Source organism: Bacillus sp. A1 (genome assembly GCF_042296235.1).
Lineage (GTDB): Bacteria > Bacillota > Bacilli > Bacillales > Bacillaceae > Bacillus > Bacillus velezensis.
Genome location: NZ_CP141181.1, coordinates 411752 through 434089, shown reverse-complemented (window position 1 = coordinate 434089; position 22338 = coordinate 411752). Strand labels below are relative to the sequence as shown.

24 protein-coding genes are annotated in these 22338 nt (G+C 49.7%); 9 read left to right on the top strand and 15 right to left on the bottom strand.

Going from position 1 to position 22338, the window contains the following annotated elements:
* Nucleotides 1–19: 19 nt before the first annotated feature.
* The 4 genes from U2H13_RS02210 to U2H13_RS02195 all read right to left on the bottom strand — a co-directional run bounded on the left by U2H13_RS02210 (nucleotide 20) and on the right by U2H13_RS02195 (nucleotide 3776).
* Nucleotides 20–814 carry a putative hydro-lyase gene (locus tag U2H13_RS02210; RefSeq protein WP_021495107.1) on the bottom strand — a complete coding sequence of 265 codons (795 nt, stop codon included), beginning with the start codon at nucleotides 812–814 and terminating at the stop codon, nucleotides 20–22.
* A gap of 4 nt (nucleotides 815–818) precedes the next feature.
* Nucleotides 819–2033: an NRAMP family divalent metal transporter gene (locus U2H13_RS02205; RefSeq protein WP_014416919.1), complete on the bottom strand. Its 1215-nt coding sequence runs from the start codon at nucleotides 2031–2033 to the stop codon at nucleotides 819–821.
* 22 nt (nucleotides 2034–2055) lie between these two features.
* Nucleotides 2056–2820, bottom strand: coding sequence for a 5-oxoprolinase subunit PxpA (locus U2H13_RS02200; protein ID WP_007609444.1), 765 nt, complete (start codon nucleotides 2818–2820; stop codon nucleotides 2056–2058).
* A 206-nt stretch (nucleotides 2821–3026) separates the two neighbouring features.
* Entirely contained in the window at nucleotides 3027–3776 is a 750-nt protein-coding gene (locus U2H13_RS02195; protein WP_014416918.1) for a Cof-type HAD-IIB family hydrolase, read from the bottom strand.
* A gap of 127 nt (nucleotides 3777–3903) precedes the next feature.
* Here U2H13_RS02195 and U2H13_RS02190 point away from each other — a divergent pair, with 127 nt between their 5' ends.
* The gene (locus U2H13_RS02190; RefSeq protein ID WP_003156294.1) at nucleotides 3904–4068 is read left to right on the top strand and encodes a hypothetical protein; all 165 of its coding nucleotides are present in this window, start codon (nucleotides 3904–3906) and stop codon (nucleotides 4066–4068) included.
* Nucleotides 4069–4106: 38 nt separating this feature from the next.
* On the opposite strand, the gene U2H13_RS02185 is transcribed toward U2H13_RS02190, so the two are convergent.
* The 5 genes from U2H13_RS02185 to U2H13_RS02165 all read right to left on the bottom strand — a co-directional run bounded on the left by U2H13_RS02185 (nucleotide 4107) and on the right by U2H13_RS02165 (nucleotide 8098).
* The gene (locus tag U2H13_RS02185; RefSeq protein WP_022552599.1) at nucleotides 4107–4502 is read right to left on the bottom strand and encodes a 3-hydroxyacyl-ACP dehydratase FabZ family protein; all 396 of its coding nucleotides are present in this window, start codon (nucleotides 4500–4502) and stop codon (nucleotides 4107–4109) included.
* A 68-nt stretch (nucleotides 4503–4570) separates the two neighbouring features.
* Nucleotides 4571–5692: a mannitol-1-phosphate 5-dehydrogenase gene (locus U2H13_RS02180; protein ID WP_160216727.1), complete on the bottom strand. Its 1122-nt coding sequence runs from the start codon at nucleotides 5690–5692 to the stop codon at nucleotides 4571–4573.
* A 1-nt stretch (nucleotide 5693) separates the two neighbouring features.
* On the bottom strand, nucleotides 5694–6125 hold the full coding sequence (locus tag U2H13_RS02175) for a PTS sugar transporter subunit IIA (RefSeq protein ID WP_012116817.1): 432 nt from the start codon (nucleotides 6123–6125) through the stop codon (nucleotides 5694–5696).
* Nucleotides 6126–6150: 25 nt separating this feature from the next.
* Nucleotides 6151–7581: a PTS mannitol transporter subunit IICB gene (locus U2H13_RS02170; protein ID WP_222885071.1), complete on the bottom strand. Its 1431-nt coding sequence runs from the start codon at nucleotides 7579–7581 to the stop codon at nucleotides 6151–6153.
* Nucleotides 7582–7756: 175 nt separating this feature from the next.
* Nucleotides 7757–8098, bottom strand: a complete 342-nt coding sequence (locus U2H13_RS02165; protein ID WP_003156306.1) for a hypothetical protein — start codon at nucleotides 8096–8098, stop codon at nucleotides 7757–7759.
* A 176-nt stretch (nucleotides 8099–8274) separates the two neighbouring features.
* Here U2H13_RS02165 and U2H13_RS02160 point away from each other — a divergent pair, with 176 nt between their 5' ends.
* Genes U2H13_RS02160 through U2H13_RS02150 form a run of 3 tightly spaced genes read left to right on the top strand, consistent with a single transcriptional unit; the run spans nucleotide 8275 to nucleotide 11132 of the window.
* Complete coding sequence (locus U2H13_RS02160) at nucleotides 8275–8847, top strand: DeoR family transcriptional regulator (RefSeq protein ID WP_007609432.1); 573 nt, start codon at nucleotides 8275–8277, stop codon at nucleotides 8845–8847.
* A gap of 32 nt (nucleotides 8848–8879) precedes the next feature.
* Complete coding sequence (locus tag U2H13_RS02155) at nucleotides 8880–10508, top strand: copper resistance CopC/CopD family protein (RefSeq protein ID WP_103527250.1); 1629 nt, start codon at nucleotides 8880–8882, stop codon at nucleotides 10506–10508.
* A gap of 12 nt (nucleotides 10509–10520) precedes the next feature.
* On the top strand, nucleotides 10521–11132 hold the full coding sequence (locus tag U2H13_RS02150; RefSeq protein WP_007410287.1) for a YcnI family protein: 612 nt from the start codon (nucleotides 10521–10523) through the stop codon (nucleotides 11130–11132).
* 45 nt (nucleotides 11133–11177) lie between these two features.
* On the opposite strand, the gene gdh is transcribed toward U2H13_RS02150, so the two are convergent.
* The 4 genes from gdh to gabT form a co-directional block, all read right to left on the bottom strand.
* Nucleotides 11178–11963 carry a glucose 1-dehydrogenase gene (gdh, locus tag U2H13_RS02145; protein ID WP_015416819.1) on the bottom strand — a complete coding sequence of 262 codons (786 nt, stop codon included), beginning with the start codon at nucleotides 11961–11963 and terminating at the stop codon, nucleotides 11178–11180.
* A 20-nt stretch (nucleotides 11964–11983) separates the two neighbouring features.
* Nucleotides 11984–12847 carry a RhaT/GlcU family sugar-proton symporter gene (locus U2H13_RS02140; protein WP_060563085.1) on the bottom strand — a complete coding sequence of 288 codons (864 nt, stop codon included), beginning with the start codon at nucleotides 12845–12847 and terminating at the stop codon, nucleotides 11984–11986.
* Between the two features lie 154 nt (nucleotides 12848–13001).
* Nucleotides 13002–14390 (bottom strand): succinate-semialdehyde dehydrogenase, encoded by a 1389-nt coding sequence (gene gabD, locus U2H13_RS02135; protein ID WP_100261603.1) that lies wholly within the window; start codon nucleotides 14388–14390, stop codon nucleotides 13002–13004.
* A 105-nt stretch (nucleotides 14391–14495) separates the two neighbouring features.
* Nucleotides 14496–15803 (bottom strand): 4-aminobutyrate--2-oxoglutarate transaminase, encoded by a 1308-nt coding sequence (gabT, locus tag U2H13_RS02130; RefSeq protein ID WP_014416911.1) that lies wholly within the window; start codon nucleotides 15801–15803, stop codon nucleotides 14496–14498.
* Nucleotides 15804–15910: 107 nt separating this feature from the next.
* Here gabT and U2H13_RS02125 point away from each other — a divergent pair, with 107 nt between their 5' ends.
* Nucleotides 15911–17320, top strand: coding sequence for a PLP-dependent aminotransferase family protein (locus tag U2H13_RS02125; RefSeq protein ID WP_014416910.1), 1410 nt, complete (start codon nucleotides 15911–15913; stop codon nucleotides 17318–17320).
* A 27-nt stretch (nucleotides 17321–17347) separates the two neighbouring features.
* Here U2H13_RS02125 and U2H13_RS02120 read toward each other — a convergent pair whose 3' ends face one another.
* Entirely contained in the window at nucleotides 17348–17662 is a 315-nt protein-coding gene (locus U2H13_RS02120) for a helix-turn-helix transcriptional regulator (protein WP_012116810.1), read from the bottom strand.
* A gap of 141 nt (nucleotides 17663–17803) precedes the next feature.
* On the opposite strand from U2H13_RS02120, the gene U2H13_RS02115 reads away from it, so the two are divergent.
* The 4 genes from U2H13_RS02115 (at nucleotide 17804) to U2H13_RS02100 (ending at nucleotide 21332) form a co-directional block, all read left to right on the top strand.
* On the top strand, nucleotides 17804–18091 hold the full coding sequence (locus U2H13_RS02115) for a putative quinol monooxygenase (RefSeq protein WP_014416909.1): 288 nt from the start codon (nucleotides 17804–17806) through the stop codon (nucleotides 18089–18091).
* Between the two features lie 16 nt (nucleotides 18092–18107).
* Nucleotides 18108–18854, top strand: a complete 747-nt coding sequence (nfsA, locus tag U2H13_RS02110) for an oxygen-insensitive NADPH nitroreductase (RefSeq protein WP_014416908.1) — start codon at nucleotides 18108–18110, stop codon at nucleotides 18852–18854.
* A gap of 160 nt (nucleotides 18855–19014) precedes the next feature.
* The gene (locus tag U2H13_RS02105; RefSeq protein WP_014416907.1) at nucleotides 19015–19890 is read left to right on the top strand and encodes a TetR/AcrR family transcriptional regulator; all 876 of its coding nucleotides are present in this window, start codon (nucleotides 19015–19017) and stop codon (nucleotides 19888–19890) included.
* A 17-nt stretch (nucleotides 19891–19907) separates the two neighbouring features.
* Nucleotides 19908–21332 carry an MDR family MFS transporter gene (locus U2H13_RS02100; protein ID WP_121984532.1) on the top strand — a complete coding sequence of 475 codons (1425 nt, stop codon included), beginning with the start codon at nucleotides 19908–19910 and terminating at the stop codon, nucleotides 21330–21332.
* Nucleotides 21333–21373: 41 nt separating this feature from the next.
* Here the strand turns inward: U2H13_RS02100 and U2H13_RS02095 are convergent, their stop codons facing one another.
* Entirely contained in the window at nucleotides 21374–22318 is a 945-nt protein-coding gene (locus tag U2H13_RS02095) for a siderophore ABC transporter substrate-binding protein (protein ID WP_021495116.1), read from the bottom strand.
* Between the last annotated feature and the right edge of the window lie 20 nt (nucleotides 22319–22338).

The window sequence follows — 22338 nt, the reverse complement described above, 5'->3', positions numbered from 1 at the left end:
TCGTTGTATTCTTTCTCACTTACAGGACAGCAAGCGATTCATTTCGTATATCGGTGATCAGCATGTGCCCCGGTGAATGTGTTATTACGATGTCAGGCTTTGCTTCCATGATCACCGCCTGGGGTGTAACGCCGCAAGCCCAGAATACGGGAACTTCACCTTCCCGCACCGTTACGGCATCTCCAAAATCCGGCTGATGCAAATCGCTGATACCGATGCTTTGCGGATTTCCGATGCGGACGGGGGCGCCGTGCACGGCGGGAAAACGTGACGTGACCTGCGCCGCGCGGACTGCAAGCCTTTCCGGAATCGGTCTCATGCTGACGACCATCTTTCCCGAAAACGGGCCTGCGGGAACACAGTCAATGTCTGTTTTATACATGGGGACATTCACACCCTCATCGATGTGCCTGATTGGAATTTGCTGATTGATAAGGGCTTGCTCGAATGAAAAACTGCAGCCGATCAAAAACCCGACATCATCATCCTTCCAATACGGCGTAATATCCGTTACCTCTTCAGTAAGCACGCCATGCCGATAAATCCTGTATTTCGGCAAGTCCGTCCGGATATCAGCTCCCGGCGCCGCTATTGCCGGAACGGGTGAACCCGCATCCGTCACGTCAAGCACCGGACAAGGCTTTTGATTGCGCTGGCAGAATAAGAGAAAATCAAAGGCAAGATCCTTTTGCAAAACGACGAGATTGGCTTGTGCGTAAGAAGCGGCCACCCCCGCCGTCGGCCCGGTCATCTGCCCCTTCCTGATCAGCTGTCTGATTTCTTCGGGGCTCATGTCTCTCATATGTTTTTTCATATCATCAGCTCCATAGCTGCGGCATCTGCGTGAATAATGTATAGATGCCCATAACCGCCATGACAACCACTACGATCGCCCCTGCAATCGTGAGCCAGATCGGATGCTTGTAATCGCCGACGATTTTTTTCTTATAAGCGCCCAACAGAATCATCGCTAATGCAAGCGGCAGAATTAAGCCGTTAAGCGAACCGACCGCGACCAAAATTTTGGCAGGCTGGCCGATCGTGACAAAAATAAGAGTGGATACGATGATAAAGCCGATAATTACGCCATGTGAGTGCTTTTCGATTTTTGTTGAAAACGATTTGAAGAATGACACCGATGTATAGGCGGCGCCGATGACAGACGTGATAGCGGCAGACCACATGATGACGCCGAAAATTTTATAGCCTACATTTCCCGCCGCAAGCCGGAATACAGAAGCTGCGGGATTATCAGGATCAATGCTCAGGCCCTTTGAGACGACGCCGAGCACGGCGAGAAACAGGGCAATCCGCATAATCGATGTAATCAGAACGCCTGTGATGGAGCTTTTCGTGACCTGGGGGATGACTTCTTTCCCTTGGATGCCTGAATCAAGCAAACGGTGGCCGCCGGCAAATGTAATGTACCCGCCGACTGTGCCGCCGACAAGCGTCACGATCGCCAGCACACTGATATGATCAGGCATAAAAGTTTTCACAACGGCGTGTCCGACCGGCGGAGCCGTCGTTACGGCAACATACACCGTCAATACGATCATGACGATGCCGGCGATCTGCATAAAACGATCCATGACTTTTCCGGCTTCCTTTATGACAAAAATCAGCACCGCGACCGCTGCGCTGATTAAAGCGCCGATCTCCGGTTTGATCCCGAATAATACTTGAAGACCGAGACCCGCGCCGCCGATGTTTCCGATATTAAACGCAAGTCCGCCGAGCACGACCAGAAAAGCAATGGCATAACCGGCGCCCGGAAGCACCATATTGGCAATCTCTTGGCCGCGCTTTCCGGAAACCGCGATAATCCGCCATACATTGGTTTGCGCGAAAATGTCCAAAATAATAGAAATTAAAATGATAAAGCCGAAGCTTGCCGCCAATGTATTGGTAAACGTGGCCGTTTGCGTCAGAAAGCCGGGCCCGATTGATGATGTCGCCATCAAAAATGTCGCGCCTAAAAGAAGCGACCATCTGCCGGAAGCCTTTCCGGCTGTTTTTTTCTTTTGCTCCATGCTGTCTTCCTCCCTCTGCTGCTCAGTCTTTTGCAAGCGCGCTGATTTGAATGTCTGCCGCTTTTAATTCTTTTTTGATTGTTTTTGCGAATGTGAGGGCGTGGGCTCCGTCTCCGTGAATGCAGACCGTGTCCGCTTTCAGGCTTACAGCTTGTCCCTTACGTGATGTCACCGTGCTGTCTTTCACCATTTGAATCACTTGACCGACCGCTTTTTTGTCATCCTGAATCAGCGCATCCGGCTCTGAACGCGGCGTCAGCGTGCCGTCTTCCTGATAGGTGCGGTCCGCAAACACTTCGCTTGCCGTCCTCAGTCCGATTCGATCTCCCGCTTTAATCAGCTCGCTTCCGGAAAGCCCGAAAAGAATAAGCCCGGGATCAAAATGACAGACCGCCTGAGCGATGGCTTCTGACAGGCCGGGATTGACGGCGGCCATATTATATAAAGCGCCGTGCGGCTTCACATGCTGCATCTCGACACCTTCTGCTTTTAAAAAACCTGACAGCGCGCCGATTTGGTACAGCGTCAGATCATACGCTTCCTCGGGTGTAATCGCGATCTGCCGCCGCCCGAATCCCTGAAGATCGAACAGTCCCGGATGAGCGCCGATTTTCACGCCTTTTTCCGCCGCAAGCGCAACCGTTTTGCGCATCACGCTGGGATCACCCGCATGAAAGCCGCAGGCGATGTTTGCAGATGTCACATAGTCCAAAATCTCTTCATCCAGCCCGATTTTATAAGCACCGAAACTCTCTCCTAAATCACAATTGATGTCAATCTGAAACATAAGATCCCTCCTGTATTGTAAACGTTTTATATTATTATCATTCCGCTATTCGGAATGACTATTCCGAATTGTTGGATTTCTCTTCATTATATTTAATTCTGACAGGTTTGAACATCCTTTTGTCAGAAAACCTACCATGGACCTAGTCACAAATCTGACAAAACAAAAAAGAGAGAGTCTCATACTGAGACTCTCTCTTTTTTCTATTATAACACCCAGTGGCGGATCGCTTTGGCGACCCCGTTTTCCGTGTTGAGATCAGTCACCCAGTCAGCTGTTTCTTTCACAATGTCCTGCGCATTCCCCATGGCGACGCCGACACCCGCTTTTTCAATCATGGCAATGTCATTCAGACTGTCACCCATGGCCATCACATTTTCCATCGTGAAGCCGAGTTTTTCCGATACCTTCGCAAGCGCAGCCGCTTTGTTGATACCGAGGGCATTGACTTCGATGTTGATCGGACTTGAGTTTGTGATCTCGAGCTCCTTGTATTCTTTGAGCTCTTTCAGCACCTCATTCCGCACTTCGTCATCCTCGATTTCGAATCCGAACTTAAGCCACTGATGATCCGTAATCGTTTCCGGGAATTCCCCTCTCCACACTCTATCGACGGTAGAGGCCCAGAAATTCGTGTTGTGCTTATTCCGCAGATCCCATAATTTTTGAATATGATCGGTATGAAGAAGCTTGCGCTCAACCAGCTCAAAGTTGGAATCCCAGATTTCGCTGCCGTTTGCCGTGATTAAAAAGGATGACAGCTCGAGAGACTCAGCCAGTTCGCGGCAGGTCATCAGCGTGCGTCCTGTGCTGATGACGACGTGAATTCCTTTCGCCTCCGCTTCCTTGATCGCCCGCCGGTTTTCCTCCGGGATGAGCTGCTCGTCATTGAGCAGGGTTCCGTCCATATCAATCGCGATCAGTTTAATATCTGCGTCTTCTCTTTGTATCGGCATATATGTACCTCACTTTTTATAATGTAGTCATCTCTATTTTAATACATATGACCCGCAGGAACAAAAAACCGCTTCCTGCGTTTGGCGGGGAGAACGTTGAGGAAAAGAAATATTGAGGTGATGGAGGATGAAAGAAAGAAAACAAAAGAACAAACCGAATGAAAATCCTGAACATCATGATTTAACCGATCCGATTCCGCTGGAAGAGCTGAAAGAAAACGCCAATGACGAAAAACACAAACATGACCAAAGGGACAATTCACAGAGTGAAAGAGATTATGATACAAAATAACAGACTTGTCCGAAAGCCGCCGCTGAAGGCGGCTTTTTTTACGATGGCTGGATAAATATGCCAAGCCCAGCTTCCGCCACAGGCTTCCCGGCAACGGACGCTTTCGCCCGGCCGAACACAAAACCGCGTCTGATTCGCGTGACCTCAAAAAAAAGATCCAGACGGTCTCCCGGCAAAGCGGCACCTAACCTTTCCGCTTTCTTCACCGCGGATAAAAGACCGAGGCCGTCACCGCCGGTAATTCCCGCGCAAGCCGCCGTTTGGGCCATTGCTTCAACGACGAGCGAAAATGGCATCTCTCTTTGGGATTCAGTTATAAACCAGTCATTTTCACTGATGTTTTTGTAAGCAGCCGCCCATTTTCCGGCTTCACTGTTCGTCGTGCCGTCAATCAAAAGAAACGGAAAACGATGGGGCAATAGCTTCTGATTCATCACGCAGCCTCCCTTCCCTCTCATTATAACGTAAGAAAAAACCCGCGTCCCCCGACGCGGGTTCATTTTTATTGATTGAGCTTTTTGAGCACGATGCCGTGCAGCGGCTCATGCGGCTGAATACCGCAAATGTCTTGAAGAACGCCGCTCGTGCCTTTTTCCGCGATAAGCTTTTGCAGCTCAACCGCTTCCGGATCATCCTGATAGTCAAAGCGCAGGGCGGCGGCGATGCCTTCTGCCAGCGCGTTCGGTTCTTTTATTTTTTTGGCCGGCCCTACTAATCTGTCATTCGCTCCGAGTTTTCTAAGCGGTGATCTGGCGACTCTTGTCACATCATCCGTGATGTATTCATTTTCAAAGCGGCCGATGATTTTCTTCATGTACTGCTCGTGTTCGGCTTGCTTAAAGCCGTACGCTTTCACCAAGTACTCGCCCGTTTCTGAAAGTGCATCGTACACGACACGCCGGATTTCCGGATGGCCGATGGCCTCTTTGACGGTTTTTAATCCGCGCTGATAGCCGACGTACGCCGTAACGGCATGGCCGGTATTGACGGTAAACAGCTTTCTCTCGATGAAAGGCGTAAGATCATCCGTAAACAACGCACCTTCCAGTACCGGCTGGCCGCCGGCAAAGCCGGTTCTGTCTATGACCCATTCAAAAAACGGTTCTACGGATACTTTCAGCGGATCTTCATGGTGCTGAATCGGCACGATCCGATCCACCGCAGAATCCGGGAAGCCGACCGTCCGGTTCACGAGTTCCCGCTCCGCTTCCGTCAAATGTCCGAAAACTTCTTTTTTCAGAAAACTGCTGCCGCCGATCATATTTTCACAGGCAATGATATTGAGAGGCTCAGAGGACGTTCTGCGCTTCAGCCCTTCCGCGATGGACGGGGCGATGAGTCTGAGAACGTTCGGGCCCACCGCCGTCGTAATGATCGCTGCTTCATTGATCAGCCCGTACAGCTCTTGTTCTTGCACCGCGCTGTTGATGGCTGAAACGGGGCCGATGATTTCGGTCTGCCGGCCGCCGTCGGCAAGCTCCACGGTATATTCCTTCTTTTCATTGAGAAGGCTGACCATCGTTTCATTCACATCAGCGAAAACTACGTCATAGCCGGAATGATGGAGCAGGGCGCCGATAAAGCCCCGCCCGATGTTTCCCGCTCCGAAATGAAGGGCAATCATGTCAGTTCACCTCGCTGAAAATAGCGGCCAGTTCTTCTTCCGTCTTTGCACTGATCAGCCGTTCGATGTTTTCTTCCTCTGAGCAGATGATGGCGATGTTTGACAGGATGTCTAAGTGTTCATTGTTTTTTCCGGCGATACCGAAAACGACCTTTGCCGTATTGCCTTCACCGTATTCAACACCGTCCGGAATCTGGATGACGGAAATGCCTGAATGAAGCACCTCATCCTTTGCATCTTCCGTGCCGTGCGGGATCGCGATGAAATTCCCCATAAACGTGGATGATGTTTCTTCACGTTCGAACATTTTTTCCACATAGCCGTTCTTCACGTAGCCGTTATCAATCAATGTCTGTCCCGCGAGGCGGATGGCATCCTCTTTTGAGTTCACCGTCTGGTTCAGTTTGATGTTCGCTTTAGCCAATACTTCCATGATGAAGATCCCTCTTTCTGTTTGATTAGTTTTTAAGCTTTTCAATCAGTTCATCGTATTTCGGACTGTTCAAGAAATTATCAACCGAAATGTGCACCGCCTGCGGCAGCTTCGCTTTCGCGCGGTCAGTCAGGTCCTTATGCGTAATGACGATATCCGCGTCATTCGGCAGATTATTGATCGACGTATTTGTCACATCAATATCCAGGTCTGCTTTTTTCACTTTGTTTCTTAAAATGGAGGCGCCCATTGCGCTCGATCCCATACCTGCGTCGCACGCGAAGATAATGCGGCTGACTTGGTCGGCGGAAATATCAGCGGCGCTGTTTTCCGGCTCTTCCTCTTTGTCTGCCAACGCGGCCGCCGCTTCGCTTTTCCTGCCTTTCATTTCCTGCATTTTTTCCGCCGCGGCTGTCAAATCTTCTTCACCCGCTTTAGACGATTTCAGAATAAGCGCCGAAACGATAAACGATACGGCCGCGGCAACGATGACGCCCGCCAGCACGCCGAGATAGCTTCCTTTCGGCGTCAGCGCCAAAATGGCGATGATGCTTCCCGGAGATGATGCGGCGACAAGACCCGCGTTAAAGATCGAGAATGTAAGCAGTCCGCTCGCTCCCCCGGCGATCGCCGCGAGGATCAGCATCGGTTTCATTAAAATGTAAGGGAAATAGATTTCATGAATCCCCCCGAAGAAATGAATGATCGCCGCTCCCGGAGCCGTCGATCTTGAAGAGCCTTTCCCAAAGAACATATATGCCAGTAAAATACCGAGTCCCGGCCCGGGGTTCGCTTCCACTAAGAACAGAATGGATTTACCCGCTTTGGCGGCCTGCTCGATTCCGATCGGACTTAAAATGCCGTGGTTGATCGCGTTATTCAGGAACAGGACTTTCGCCGGTTCTACGAAAACGCTTGCAATCGGCAGCAAATTCGCGTGGACAATGACTTCCACACCCGCCGCCAGCAATTTGTTAAGAGACAGGACGACCGGGCCGATCGCATAAAACGCGATAATCGTCAGCACCGCGCCGATAATTCCCGCCGTGAAGTTGTTGATCAGCATTTCAAAACCCTGTCTGACTTTATCTTTAAACACACGGTCTAATTGTTTAATGAGATAACCGCCCAAAGGCCCCATAATCATTGCCCCTAAGAACATCGGAATGTCCGCTCCGACAATGACTCCGATGGCCGCCGTCGCTCCGACGACTCCCCCGCGGTGATCGTAAATCATTTTTCCGCCCGTATATGCGATTAAAAGCGGCAGTAGATACGTAATCATCGGGCTTACCAATGTATTCAGCTGCGGATTCGGAAACCATCCCGCTGGAATAAACAGCGCGGTGATAATTCCCCATGCGATAAATGCGCCGATATTCGGCATGATCATACCGCTTAAATAACTGCCGAACCGCTGTATCTTCACTTTCATGCCAGCTTGCTGCATGTTCATTCCCTCCCTGTTTGCTTGCCTTCAGATGAAAATAAATAAGACACGGGGTTTCTCTCTCCCCTGTGCCTTCATCATAAAACGCTTACAATCCCCATTCAATGAAAAGTAAAGAGGAGTTTGGCACAGAGACTGTGACAAATCCTTAACAAAAAAAAGACACCTCATCAAAGGTGTCTTACCGCTTTCTGTATATAATGTGTCCTTTTGTGACAACGAGTTTGGCAATGAGCCGCTCACTGACAATAAACACCGGATACGCACATACGAGCGCGAAAATGGCGGCCGGCACATACCGCGCTGCCGGAAACATCGGCATGACGGCGGTTCTGGCCATCTGCACAAGATAAATCAAAAGCACCGTGATCGCAATGGCCGCAGCCATAATCGGAGCGGATACTTTATATTCACGCAATTTCACATGGCAATGCCCGCACTGAAACTGGCACGGGATCATGGATGATCTGACCATGTCGCCTGTAATCGGCTTGCCGCAGTTCGGGCAGGTCGTTTCTTTCATGTTTATTCCTCCATTCAACTCTTCTATTATAACAGAGTCTGACTACGTCTTTTACATTTGTGATTGTTCAACATTTTTTCACATATTTTATCATCAGGCTCTTGTGTGCATTTGTGAAAACATCTACTCTTAGAGGGAGGTTCATCACTCATTCGCATAAAAAGGAGGATGCAGAATTGCTTCCGATTCACAGACAGCAAACCTTGCTTGAATGGCTGAAAGAAGAGGGCGCGCTGAAAATCTCTGACATAAGCGAGAGATTCGGCGTCTCCGAGATGACCGTGTACAGAGACGTCAATCAGCTGGCGGATGCAAACCGGATTATCCGGACACCCGGCGGCATTACGCTCCCGCCCGCTTCAGAACGAAGCGCCAATCAATGCGGCTATTGCCTGCGGCCGATTCAGCATTCGTATTCTGTTCAGCTTATTACCGTTTCACAAGCCGTTGAGCAGATGTGCTGCATTCATTGCGCGATTTTGCGGTATGAGGATAAAAAGGAAGAAGTGTCCCACGTCATTTGTAAAGATTTTCTTCTTCAGACGACGCTGACGGCCGCTTCCGCATACTTTTTAGTCCATGCCGATATTGACCTTCACTGCTGCCGGCCTCAGGCGATTCCCTTCTCAACGCTTGATTACGCAGAACGGTTTCAAAAAGGATTCGGCGGGGTCATTTGCACCTTTGACGAGGCGGCGGACATCATCTTACACGACAGGCAGAAGGGATGCACCTGCAGCAAGACATAACAACAACCAACCGGAAGGCGGTGTCATCATCCATGAGACAGAACAAACGCTGGCTCATCTTTTTGCTGTTCCTTGTTTTGATTCCGAAAACAAGCTTCGCCCACGCCTACATCACAAACTCAAATCCGGGTGAGAACAGCGAATTAAAACAAGCGCCGAAGCAGATTGAAATTGAGTTTAATGAACAGATTGAAGAAGGCTTCCACTCCATTAAGGTCTATAATTCATCCGGCGAACGGGTTGACGCGGGCAAAACGGTGATTCAAAAAAATGATGCCCGCATCATGACCGCGGCATTGAAAAAAAACCTGCCGCATGATATTTACAGAGCGGAATGGAACGCGGTATCGGCCGACGGACATCCGGTATCCGGCGTCATCCCTTTCAGTATCGGAAAAGCCGGCGGAGAACTTCAGGAGCAGACATCATCGCAAGCGGCGCTTCATCCCGAAGCGGCCATCGACCGCGGTATTTTGTACACCGCTCTCTCCCTGTTTATCGGCACGGCTTTTTTCCATCTGTTTTGGTACAGAAATAATAAAGATTCATCAAAAGCAAAACGAACTGTAAAGCTGCTCGTGATTTCTTTGTGTTTAACGGGGCTCGCGCTTATCTGCCAGCTCCCGATCCAGACGAAAGAAAACGCGGGCGGCGCTTGGAGCGCCGCGTTTCAGCCGGACTATGTAAAAGAAACGCTTCTGAAAACGGCAGGCGGGTACGTCTGGATGATCCAGATCAGCTTATTTATCCTGCTCGCCCTGTCCATGATCCCGCTGTTGAAGAAGAAAGCATTCCGGTCATTTGCGTACTGGACGGCGCCGCTGTTGTTCTTCTTCGCTTCGCTTTTGGCAAAAGCATTCGCCGGGCACGCGGCGGTTATCGACGAAAAAGCGGTCGGCATCGCAATGGACTTTCTCCATTTATCGGCCGCGTCTGTATGGATGGGCGGTATCGCCGCGCTTGTGCTGCTTCTTTCATCAGAGTGGAGAAAACCCGATAAAACCATCGCTTGGGAAACGGTCAGACGGTTTTCTCCTTGGGCGTTCGCCTCTGTCGGCGTGCTGTTATTTTCAGGTGTACTGAACGGATTTTTCATTATCCGCACGTTTGATTCACTCTTTCACACCGCTTACGGTAAGACGCTCCTTTTGAAAATCGGACTGTTTGTCATCATGCTTGCGCTCGGCGCCGTTCACGTATGGATGACGAAGTTCAGCAGAAAAAGGAGCATCAGCGCAACGATAAAGGCCGAATGGGCACTAGGCATCGCGGTATTATTCACAACCGCCGTCTTCACAAGCCTGCCCAGCCCGCCGCCGCCTGCGCCATTGCCTTTTAACGGCTCAGAAACGATCGGAAACGGGGAAACCCTGTCCTTGCACATTACGCCGAACCAGCCGGGTAAAAATGAATTTCAAGTCATTGTCAACGATCACAACGGCAGCTTGGTAAAAGACATTCAGCAATTTACGGTCACTGTTTACCAGACGGGCTTCAGCGGCAAACAGCATGAAAGCACCTTTGATTTGAAGAAGACGAAGGAAGGCACATTTGAAGCCGCCAACCTATCCATCACCGAAAAGGGAAACTGGAAGATCAAAGTCCACGGGCTGACAAACGATTTTAATGAAATCAACCAAATATTCTCAACGACAAACTAAGGAGTGTATCTCATGTTGAAAAAAAAGGCTTTATTATTCATATCCGCCGTGACCCTGTCACTCGTCGGTTTTACGGCGACAGCAAGCGCCCACGTCTCAGTCAAACCCGCGGAATCCGCGGCCGGTTCTTGGGAAACGTACACGATGAAAGTGCCTGTGGAAAAGAATGAGCCGACAACGAAAGTCGTGCTGAAAATGCCCGCAGGCGTTGAATTTCAGCAGTATCAGCCGATTCCGGGCTGGAAAACATCCGTATCCAAACATGATGACAAAGCGGTCTCCGTCACTTGGGAAGCAAAGGACGGCGGCATTCAGCCCGGCCAATTCCAGCAGTTCACGTTCGTTGCGAAAAATCCTGAAAAGAGCGGAGATGCCGCTTGGGACGCTTACCAATATTACAAAGACGGCAGCATTGTAGAATGGACGGGTGATGAGAAAGCCGACACGCCTCACTCAATTACGAAAATCACGAAATCGGCCAGCGTGACGGATGCGCACGGAGCTGAACAGTCAAACGAAGAAAGCAAATCCGGCGTATCAGCGCTTGATATTGCGGCCATCGTTCTGTCAGCTGCGGCGATTATCCTTTCCATCGCGGCGCTTGTAAAGAAAAAACGCGCGTAAGCAAAAAGCGATCCGGCTCTAAAGAGCCTGCGATCGCTTTTTTTCTTATCCGCGTCCTGCCTGGAATGACGGATATTTTGTCATTCCGCCGTCAGCAAACAGCGTAATGCCGGTTACGTAGCTTGATTCCTTTGAAGCAAGCCAGACGGCGACAGCCGCGATTTCTTCCGGCTCACCGATATATCCCATCGGAATCATGCTTTCCACATCTTTTCTCTGAACGGGATCCGCAAATTTTTCCGCGTTGATCGGCGTATTGATGGCGCCCGGTCCGATATTGTTAACACGGATGCGCTTCGGCGCGTACTCAAGCGCCAGCGTTTCCGTCATCAATTTGATGCCGCCTTTACTTGCCGCGTAGTGAACAAACAGCGGCCATGGAATCATTTCATGTACGCTTGACATGTTAATGACGTTTCCTTGAATATCATTCTCTACGTAATATTTAATGGCTTCGCGGCTTCCTAAGAAAGCGCCGGTCAGATTGGTATTGATGACTTTGTTCCAGTCTTTGAGCGGCATTTCATGCGACTGAACCGGATTTTCCATGCCGGCGTTATTGATCATGACATCCAATGTGCCAAATTCCTTCACTGCGGTCTGCACGATGTTTTTGACATCTTCTTCTTTTGTGACGTCTCCTTGAATGATGACCGCTTCGCCTCCCGCTTTTTGAATCTCTTCTTTAACGGTTTGGGCGTCTTTTTCATTACTATAGTAGTTAACCACGACTTTCGCCTGCTCCTGTCCGAAGCGGATCGCCATCGCTTTTCCTAATCCTGATGAAGCTCCCGTAATGGCAACGACTTTTCCTTTTAAATCCGTGTACATGTTCAAACCTCCTGCATATGTTATGAATTTGATTTCGCAACGCCTAAGAATACCGCGGCCACAATGATCAGGATAATCCCGATGGCAATGGCGACGAGCTGACGCTTCGTTTTGCTCTCACGGAGAATGAAGATTCCGCCGAGCGTGCTGATGACGATCCCCATTTGAGAGAGGGAAAAACTTGTCGCAACTCCGACGCGCGGCTGTGAGATGAACAGAAACATATTCCCGAGCGCCCAGATGATTCCCGGCAGAATGTTCTTGAGGGCGTACTTATTAAACGGTTTATGCTTGTACGTCAGGAGCAGTCCCCCGATGACCATCCCGATCGCCTGCGGCAGAAGCGCTGACCATCCGGATACGCCGAACAGCCGGGCCACAACGACATAGACCAAATAACCGAGCGTGGAGATCAGCAGGATGACAATGCCTTTTTTAAAGTTTCCCGGTTCTCCGTCCGCCCGCCCCTTTTTATCTTCTAAAGATGTGAGCACAATCCCGATGATGATAAAAATAAGGGCGAGAATACCCAGCGTAATCGCGATCGGGGTTGACCATTCTTTGAATACGATCACACCGAACAAAGAAGTCGAGACGAGCTGCATTCCCGTTGATATCGGCATCGTTTTTGAAACGCCCATCAGCTGTATGCTTTTAAGCTGATTGCTTTGGCCGAGCGACCAAAACAGTCCCGAGATGATGCCGACAATAAAAATGCGCCCAGACAGCACCGGGTGGACAAACAGATACAGCACAAACGAAACGATGAGCGCCCCGATTGTCGTTCCCAGCGTCTGGCTGTAAGGCCCGCCGCCTAATTTGACGTTAAATAACACGATGCTCCCCCAAAATAAAGCCGGGAGAAGAGCCAGTAATATATCCATGATGGCGACCTTCTTTCAATCGTATTTGCTGTTATTTTGTCTGGAATCGAACCGATTATTCCCGCAAGATCAAAAAAGCCTGCCGGCGATATTCACCGGCAGACTGCTCAATAAAAACAGCCCCGCTTAGAAGCGGGGCTTTCTTTTCGGCTCATTAAAGTCCGATAGACATGTATTTGGTTTCCAGGTACGGTTCAATGCCTTCCGTACCGCCTTCACGGCCGATGCCGCTTTCTTTCATTCCTCCGAACGGCGCTTGAACCGCGGACGGACCGCCGTCATTCCAGCCGATGATGCCGTATTCAAGCTGTTCAGAAATATAGATGCCGCGGCGGTAGTTTTCTGTGAAGAAATAAGCCGCAAGCCCGAACGGCGTATCGTTCGCAAGCTTGATCGCTTCATCAATATCTGAGAACGTAACGATCGGCGCAACCGGGCCGAATGTTTCTTCATGCATGATGTTCATGGATGTATCTACGTTTGACAGCACGGTCGGCGTCACGAAATAGCATCCTTTTTCATCGTTTTGGTCATACGTTCCGCCCGTCAGCACTTTTGCGCCTTTTTCCACGGCGTCATTAATTTGGCCGACGATTTTATCGAAGCCTTTTTTGTTGATGACAGGGCCGACGTTTACGCCTTTTTCAAGACCGTTTCCGACTTTGAGTTTCGCAGCTTCTTCACTCAGTTTTTTCGCAAACTCGTCTTTTACGGATTCGTGTACGATCAGCCGGTTCGCACAGACGCAGGTTTGGCCGGCGTTTCTGAATTTAGAGGCCATTGTTTGGGCTACCGCCAGATCAAGATCAGCGGCTTCATCCACAATCAGCGGCGCATGTCCGCCAAGCTCCATTGACATATGTTTTACGGTGTCGGCGCTGTTTTTCATCAGGATTTTGCCGACAGGCGTTGAGCCGGTAAAGGTAATTTTGCGGATTTTCGGGCTGCTGGTGAAGACGTTTCCGATTTCAGCTCCGTCACCGATCACCACTTGCAGCACGTCCTTCGGAATTCCCGCTTCATATGCGAGACGCGCAAGGGCGTAAGCGGAAAGCGGCGTATCCTCCGCCGGTTTGATGATGAACGTACAGCCTGCCGCCAAAGCGGGCGCGGCTTTTCTTGTAATCATCGCATTCGGGAAATTCCACGGCGTGATCGCGGCTACCGGGCCGACCGCCTGACGGGTGACGACAATCCGTTTGCCCGTTGTCGGCGCAGGTACGGTTCTGCCGTAAATCCGTTTTGCTTCTTCGGCGAACCATTCAATATAGCCGGCGCCGTATAAAACTTCTCCGACCGCTTCTTCGTACGGTTTGCCGTTTTCTTTCGTAATTAATTCCGCAAGTTCTTCTTTATTTTCAACAATCAGCTCATACCATTTTCTCAAAAGTGAGGCTCGTTCTCCCGCTGATGTTTTGGACCATGATTGAAACGCTTGATGTGAACGTTCAATCGCTTTTTCAACATCATCGGCCGTCTGCTGGGGGATGCTTTCGATCGCCTCTCCCGTTGCCGGGTTGTACACTGTTAATTGTTCTGGCATATTGAACATTCCTTTCTCTGCTATAGTAAAGCCATTGAATGCTTGTTGATGTATCTCACACTTTCATGATAGCAGACACATCCGCCGGCATTCCAATAATTGAACTCACAGAGCTGCTTCGATAATGGAAAGGCCTTCTTTGAGCTGCTCATCCGTCACGACAAGCGGCGTCAGGAATCTAATAATGTTGCCGTTAATGCCGGCCGTCAGCAGCAGCAGTCCGTTCTCGTTCGCCGTTTTAGCGATCGCCGCGGCTTTTGCTTTGTCCGGTTCCCGCGTGTCCGGATCTTTGATAATTTCGATGGCCGCCATCGCACCGAGTCTGCGCACTTCTCCGATACAGGCATGCTCTTTTTTCCACTCGAGCGCTTGATGCTCGATGATCCGGCCGATCTCCTCGGAACGCTGATTCAGCCCTTCTTCTTCAATAATATCCAAGACCGCGAGCGCAGCCGCACAGCCGAGCGGGCTTCCCGCATATGTGCCCCCGAGTTCACCCGGCGCGGCGGCATCAAGCATTTCCGCCCGGCCGATGACGCCGCTCAGCGGCAATCCGGCCGCAAGTGATTTGGATACGGTGATCAAATCAGGAACGGCTCCGAAATGCTCAATCGCAAAATACGTTCCCGTTCTGGCAAAACCGGTCTGGATCTCATCCGCTACAAAAACGATGCTGTGTTTTTTACAAAAAGCGGCGACGTGCTGCACGAAACGTTTTGACGGAATGATGAAGCCGCCTTCTCCCTGAACCGGCTCCATTACGACACAGGCGACGGTTTCCGGTGCAACTGCGGAGATAAAGAAATCCTCAAAAGCGCTGATGATAAAGTCGTCATACTGCTCGTCGCTCATGCCGGCCGGCTTTTGATAATAGTAAGGAAACGGCGCCTGATACACCTCTGAGGCAAATGGGCCGAAACCGAATTTATAAGGCTTCACCTTGCTCGTCATGCTCATCGTCATGTTCGTGCGGCCGTGGAACCCTCTTGTAAATGACACGACAGCCTGGCGCTTCGTATATTTTCTGGCGATTTTCACGGCGTTTTCCACCGCTTCCGCTCCCGAATTGAGAAAAATCGCTTTTTTCGCATGATCTCCCGGCGCAAGGGCGCAAAGTTTTTCGGCCAGCTCAATATAAGACGGATACATCATGACGTTAAATCCCGGGTGAATCAGATCCTCCGCCTGTTTCTTCACGGCCTCCACCACTTTCGGATGGGAATGGCCGACATTCAGCGTTCCGATCGCTCCGGCAAAATCAATGAATCGTCTGCCGTCCAAATCGTACAAAAGCGCCCCTTCCCCTTTTACGGCCATGCCGCGGTTTCCGTTGCCGACCCCCTTGGAAACGAATTGATCCCGTTTTTGCTGCCACTGGGCAGTTGTCACTTCCGTTGATGCTGTTCGACTCATAGATTCCATCCCCCTGCATTGTTTTCTTATCATTCTGACTTCTTTTTGGTATGATGAAAAGTACCAAAATCAATTTATCCATGGTATCAGAAAGGGGCAGGGTCTGGATGCTGACGATTTCCATTGATCATTCGGAAACGGCGGATTATATCTATCAGCAGATCTATCAGCACATAAAAGCGGCCGTTTTGAAGCGCAGCCTGATGCCTCATACAAAGGTGCCGTCTAAACGGGAGCTTGCCGAGACGCTGAAGGTCAGCGTGAATTCAGTGAATTCAGCTTATCAGCAGCTGCTTTCGGAAGGTTATTTATATGCAGTCGAAAGAAAAGGCTTTTTCGTGGAGGAAATTGATACGGTTTATCATGAAGAAGCGCCTTCGCTTCTATTGCCTGATGATTTGAAAGAGCGGGAGACGGATAAGAGCGGCTGGATTTCGTTTTCTCATATGAGCGTGGATACGGCGCATTTCCCTCTGAAAAGCTGGTTTCGCTGTGAGCATAAAGCAGCCGCCCGTTCATTTCATACACTCGGAGAACTCGTCCACCCGCAAGGTTTATATGAAGTCCGTGAAACAATTTCGCGGCTTATTTCCCTGACAAGGGGCGTTACATGCCGCCCGGAACAAATCGTGCTCGGGGCGGGCACGCAATTGCTGGTGCAGCTGCTGACGGAACTGCTGCCCGAAGACGCGCCCTACGCCATGGAGAACCCGGGATATATGAGGATGTACCGGCTGCTGCAAAACCTCGGGAAAAAGGTTGCAACGATCAGCCTTGATGAAAAAGGCATGTCCATGGACGAAATCGAAAAACGCCGGCCCTCTGTATTGATCACTACGCCTTCCCATCAATTCCCCTCAGGCGTGATCATGCCCGCTTCCCGGCGGATTCAGCTTTTAAACTGGGCCGCCGAACAGAACGGCCGCTTCATCATTGAAGATGATTATGACAGTGAATTTAAATATGACGCCGATACGATACCGGCGCTTCAAAGCCTTGACCGGTTTCAAAATGTCATCTACATGGGGACCTTTTCAAAATCCCTTTTCCCAGGTCTGCGCATCAGCTATATGGTTCTGCCGCCCGGGCTTTTGCGGACGTTCAAAGAGAGAACGTATGACCTGCATACGTGCAGCACGCTTGCCCAGCTCGCGCTGAAAGAATTTATCGAATCAGGTGAATATCAGAAACATATTAAAAAGATGAAGCAGCATTATAAGAACATGCGGGAACGCCTCATTTCGGCTTTGGAAGAAACATTCGGAGATAGAATCAGTGTAAAGGGCGCCAATGCGGGGCTTCATTTTGTCACTGAGTTTGACTGCGCCCGTTCAGAAAAAGAGATATTGGCACGGGCGGATGCAGAACAGCTCGATCTGTTTGCGATGAGCCGGTTCCGTCTGAAAACGGGAAGCGATTCAAATAAGCCGCAGCTCATTCTGGGATTCGCCCGCCTGAAGGAGAGCGATATTCAAGAAGGCGTCTACAGACTTTACCTGGCAGTTTTCGGCGCATAAAAAAACCCCCGGAATTCGGGGACTTATTTACCAGCGGTCCGGCTCTGTCTGCAAAATCGCCTCCAGCAGGCCGGGAAACGCCGCTTGTAAATCATCTTTGCGCAGGGAATAATAACGGTGCTTCCCGTCTATGCGCACTTGGGCGATCCCCGCTTCCCGCAGCACTTTGAAGTGATGGGACAGCGTTGATTTAGCGACCCGGACATCAGCGCAGGTTCCGCACGTTTTTTCTGTTGTTTCCGCCAATTGTTTGACCAGCTCTAAGCGGAGCGGATCACTCAGAGCATGAAGAACCTTTGTCAGCTGTAAGCGTTCGGTTTCAGGATGGTTTGGAATGTTCATGAGTCAAATGTAACACATAAAAGCGGCGGGTGACAATTTAGGCGGTGAGGGTTTTTCCTTTACCATTCGCAGCGAAACATGTTACAGTTAGTTCGATAATATTCGAACTATAACAAATTAACCCAATCAGGAGGAATAACAATGATCGTCTTACAGGCTTACATGAAAGTAAAAGCGGATAAACGCGAGGAATTTTTAGGAGAAGCGCAATCACTTGTTCAGCATTCACGCGCGGAAGAAGGAAATGTGCAATACGACCTTTTCGAAAAAGTCGGTGAGGAAAATACATTCGTCATGCTTGAGCAATGGAAAGATGAAGAAGCGATGAAATTCCACAACGCAACTGACCATTTCCAAGGATTTGTGGCAAAAGCAAAAGAACTGCTGAGTGCGCCGCTTGACGTCGTCCGCACAGAACTGTCAGAGTAACGAAAGGATGAATGACATGAACGAAGTCCTTCAATTATTAACAGACCACCGTTCCATCCGCAGCTACACAGATGAACCCGTATCGGATGAACAGCTGGACCTTATCATCCAAGCCGCTCAAGCAGCGCCGACTTCCATTAACGGCCAGCAATTTACCGTTATAGCGGTGAAAGATAAGGAACGGAAGAAAAAAATATCCGAATTGGCGGGCGGCCAGCCGTGGATTGACCAAGCGCCGGTTTTCCTTTTATTCTGCGCTGATTTTAACCGCGCCAAAATTGCGCTTGAAGAATATAATGATACACCGCTTGAGATCACGAACGGTTTAGAGTCCGTACTTGTGGGAGCCGTAGATGTCGGGATTGCGCTGGGTACGGCAACGGCTGCAGCTGAATCAATGGGACTCGGCACTGTGCCGATCGGCGCCGTGCGCGGCAAGCCGGACGAACTCATTGAATTGCTGAAACTTCCGAAATACGTTTTCCCGGTTTCCGGTCTCGTCATCGGCCATCCGGCAGACCGCTCCGCGAAAAAACCGCGTCTGCCGCAAGCAGCCGTTCTGCATCATGAAACGTATCAAGAAGAAGATGTAAGAACACATATCGAGGCCTATGACAAGCAGATGTCCGAATACATGAAAAAACGCACCGACGGACAGGAAACGAGAAACTGGTCACAAGGCATCACCTCCTACTATAAGCAGCTTTATTATCCTCACATTCGTGAAATGCTTGAAAAACAAGGATTTAAGACGGATAAATAAGCGGATCAGCCTGCCGGAACACTCCGGCAGGTTTTTTCTATTTCTCAAACAAAAGCGTTGACACTATGTAAAAATTTTTGTTAATATTTTCATCATATACTCATTGGTTTTCTGTGAACCGATGGGTTTTCTATTGTGACGAAAGAAGGAATCTGGGCTTATGAATGATAAGAAAACGGATATTCTGCTGGCGGCAAGAAAGCTTTTTTCCGGGAAAAGCTTTTCGTCAGTTTCGATGCAGGCGATCGCAGAGGAGTGCAAAGTCTCCAAAGCATCTTTATATAAGCTGTTTGAATCAAAGGAAGACCTGCTCCTGGAGCTGCTCGACTTTAACCAGAAACAGATGGTAGCCGCGGCTTCATTATTGAATGAAGAAACAAGCCTCTCCCCTGAGGAACGGTTTGCCAAAAAACTGATGGCTGAGCTTGAAGGCTTCAGGCGCAATCAGCAGTTTTTTAATATGCTGATGTACGGAAGCCCCTCTTCCATTAATGAGCGGGTAAAACGGCATATTCACAGGGCCCGCTCCACCTTTATCTGCTGGCATCGCGATTCACTGATTCAGACGTACGGCGAAGACATTATTCCTTATGTATGGGAGCTGGTGATCGTCCTGCAGGGGCTCCTGAGAGAATGCATCACGCTGATTAAGCTGGAAAAAGAACCGCTCGCCCTGGAGCCGCTCACGGAGTTTATCATCCGCCATCTCAATCTCATCGTCGAAAACAGGACAACCGAAACCGCTTTGCCTCAGGAGATGATTGACCTTTATATCGCCTCCGCTTCCTCATTTGAGCCGAAAGGCAAAACCGTATTACTGGCTGAAAGCCTGAAGGAACTGAAAGAAGCCGTCTCAGCCCTTCCGGAGGAAAAATATGACGCCGCAGGACTCGCTTCCGCGGCGGCTATGTTGGAGAAAGAATCAGCGGACAAACAGCCGCGGGATTTTCTCATCAAAGCGCTCATCGGTTATTTGGAGCAGGCCGGACCGCTGCACCAGCCGCTTGCAGCCGTTAAAACATTGCTCAAACTATAAAGAAAGAAGGAATCAGCTTGAATAAGAGTATTAAAACTGCACCATACAACCGCTCTGTCATTGTCGGGATTCTTTTGGCGGGTGCGTTCGTCGCCATTTTGAACCAGACACTGCTTATCACGGCGCTGCCGCACATTATGAATGACTTCAATATAGACGCCAACAAAGCGCAATGGCTGACAACGTCGTTTATGCTGACGAACGGGATTTTGATTCCGATTACCGCGTTTTTAATAGAGAAATTCACAAGCCGCACCCTCTTGATTTCCGCCATGAGTATTTTCACGGCGGGCACCATTGTCGGCGCATTCGCCCCGAACTTTCCGGTGCTCTTAACGGCCCGGATTATTCAGGCGGCCGGCGCCGGAATTATGCTGCCTCTCATGCAGACGGTATTTCTCACGATTTTCCCGATGGAAAAGCGCGGCCGCGCCATGGGTATGGTCGGCTTGGTTATTTCGTTCGCGCCGGCGATCGGCCCGACGCTTTCCGGTTGGGCGGTCGAAACATTCTCTTGGCGGTCTTTGTTTTATATTATCTTCCCGATCGCAGTCATCGATTTGCTTTTAGCGATTATTCTGATGAAAAACGTCACGACATTACGAGAAACACAGATTGATATTTTATCTGTGATCTTATCGACCCTCGGATTCGGCGGTCTGCTTTACGGCTTCTCAAGCGCCGGTTCATCAGGGTGGACCAGTACTGAAGTGCTGACTTCACTGCTTGTCGGAGCGGCCGCGCTGATTTTCTTTATCGCAAGACAGATGAAGCTCAAAAAACCGATGCTGGAATTCCGCGTGTTTTCTTTCGGGATTTTCAGCCTGACCACCCTGCTCGGAACGCTTGTTTTCGCGCTGCTGATCGGAACGGAAACCATTCTCCCGCTTTACACGCAAAAAGTCCGGGGCGTATCCGCGTTTGATACCGGATTAATGCTTTTGCCGGGCGCGATTGTGATGGGGATGATGTCTCCGTTTATCGGCCGGGTGTTTGACAAAATCGGCGGAAAAGGCCTTGCGATGACCGGATTCTTCATCATCCTGCTCACGTCCCTGCCGTTTATGAATCTCACGGACTCGACGTCTCTCATTTGGATTGTCGTCGTTTATACCGCGCGGCTTTTGGGAACAGCCATGATTATGATGCCGGTAACGACAGCGGGAATCAACGCCCTGCCGCGCCACTTAATTCCGCACGGCACAGCCATGAACAATACCGTCCGCCAAGTCGGCGGTTCTATCGGTACGGCGCTTTTAGTTTCCGTGATGAGCAGCCAGGCCGCGCACGCAAATGCGTCAACTCCGGCAAACGCCGCCCTGCACGGCATGAATGCGGCATTTGTCGTAGCCGCCTGCATCGCGCTGGCCGGCTTCCTCCTATCTTTTATATTGAAGAAAAAACCGCGTCAGCCCGAGCAGCAGCAGGCCGTTACGCGGTAAACCAAAAAGAACCCGATCACGTATGTGACCGGGTTCTTTTTTTACTTCTCGATTCCGTCTTTTACTTCTTTCACCATTTGCGCCATGGATTCCAGGCCGCCTCCTGATAAATACCATGTAGCTGAATCAAGGTAGACAACATGGTTGTTTTTCACGGCTTTCACCGATTTTACATAATCATTCTCAACCACTTGTTTTGTTGAAGATTTTGTGCCGATCGCTGTTCCGCGGTCAACGACAAACATGTAATCAGGGTTTGTTTTGGCGATATATTCATAGGAAATGCTTTGTCCGTGCAGTGAGGCTTCAATGTTTTTGTCAGCCGGTTTGACGCCGAACACATCATGAATGAAGCCGTATCTTGATTTAGATCCGAACGCGCTGATTTTGCCGTCGTTCGCCATCACCACTAACCCGTTTTTATCCGTGCTGCTTGTCTTTTTCTTCAGATCCGCAATAGATTTGTCAATTTTCGCTAGCTTATCTTTCACTTCATTTTCTTTGTTAAAGATTTTGCCGATCACTTCGGTGTTGTGCTTGAATCTGTCAACGTAGTTTGTATAGTCATCATCAAGATAAATCGTCGGCGCGATTTTTGAGAACTCTTTATAAGAATCAGATTGTCTGTGGGCGATAATGATTAAATCCGGATCAATATCCGCGACTTTTTCAAAATCCGGTTCTTTTAAACCGCCGGTATTGGCGTATTTATCACTTTTATATGAAGATAAGTATTTTGGAAGGTTTTGTTTCGGAAGTCCCGCCACGTGATCCTGTAAACCGAGTTCATCCATCGTGTCCAGCATTCCGAAGTTGAATACGACGACTTTTTTCGGATTCTTCGGCACTTTGACTCCTTCTTTGTTCAGGTCATCTTTGATTGTGATTGTTTCTTTTGATTTGCCTGATGTTTTGTCCCCGTTTCCGCATGCAGAAACAACAAAAATCGTAACTAGCGCAATGAATAGCAATGCGATTTTTTTCATGGTTTTCACCTCATCTGGTT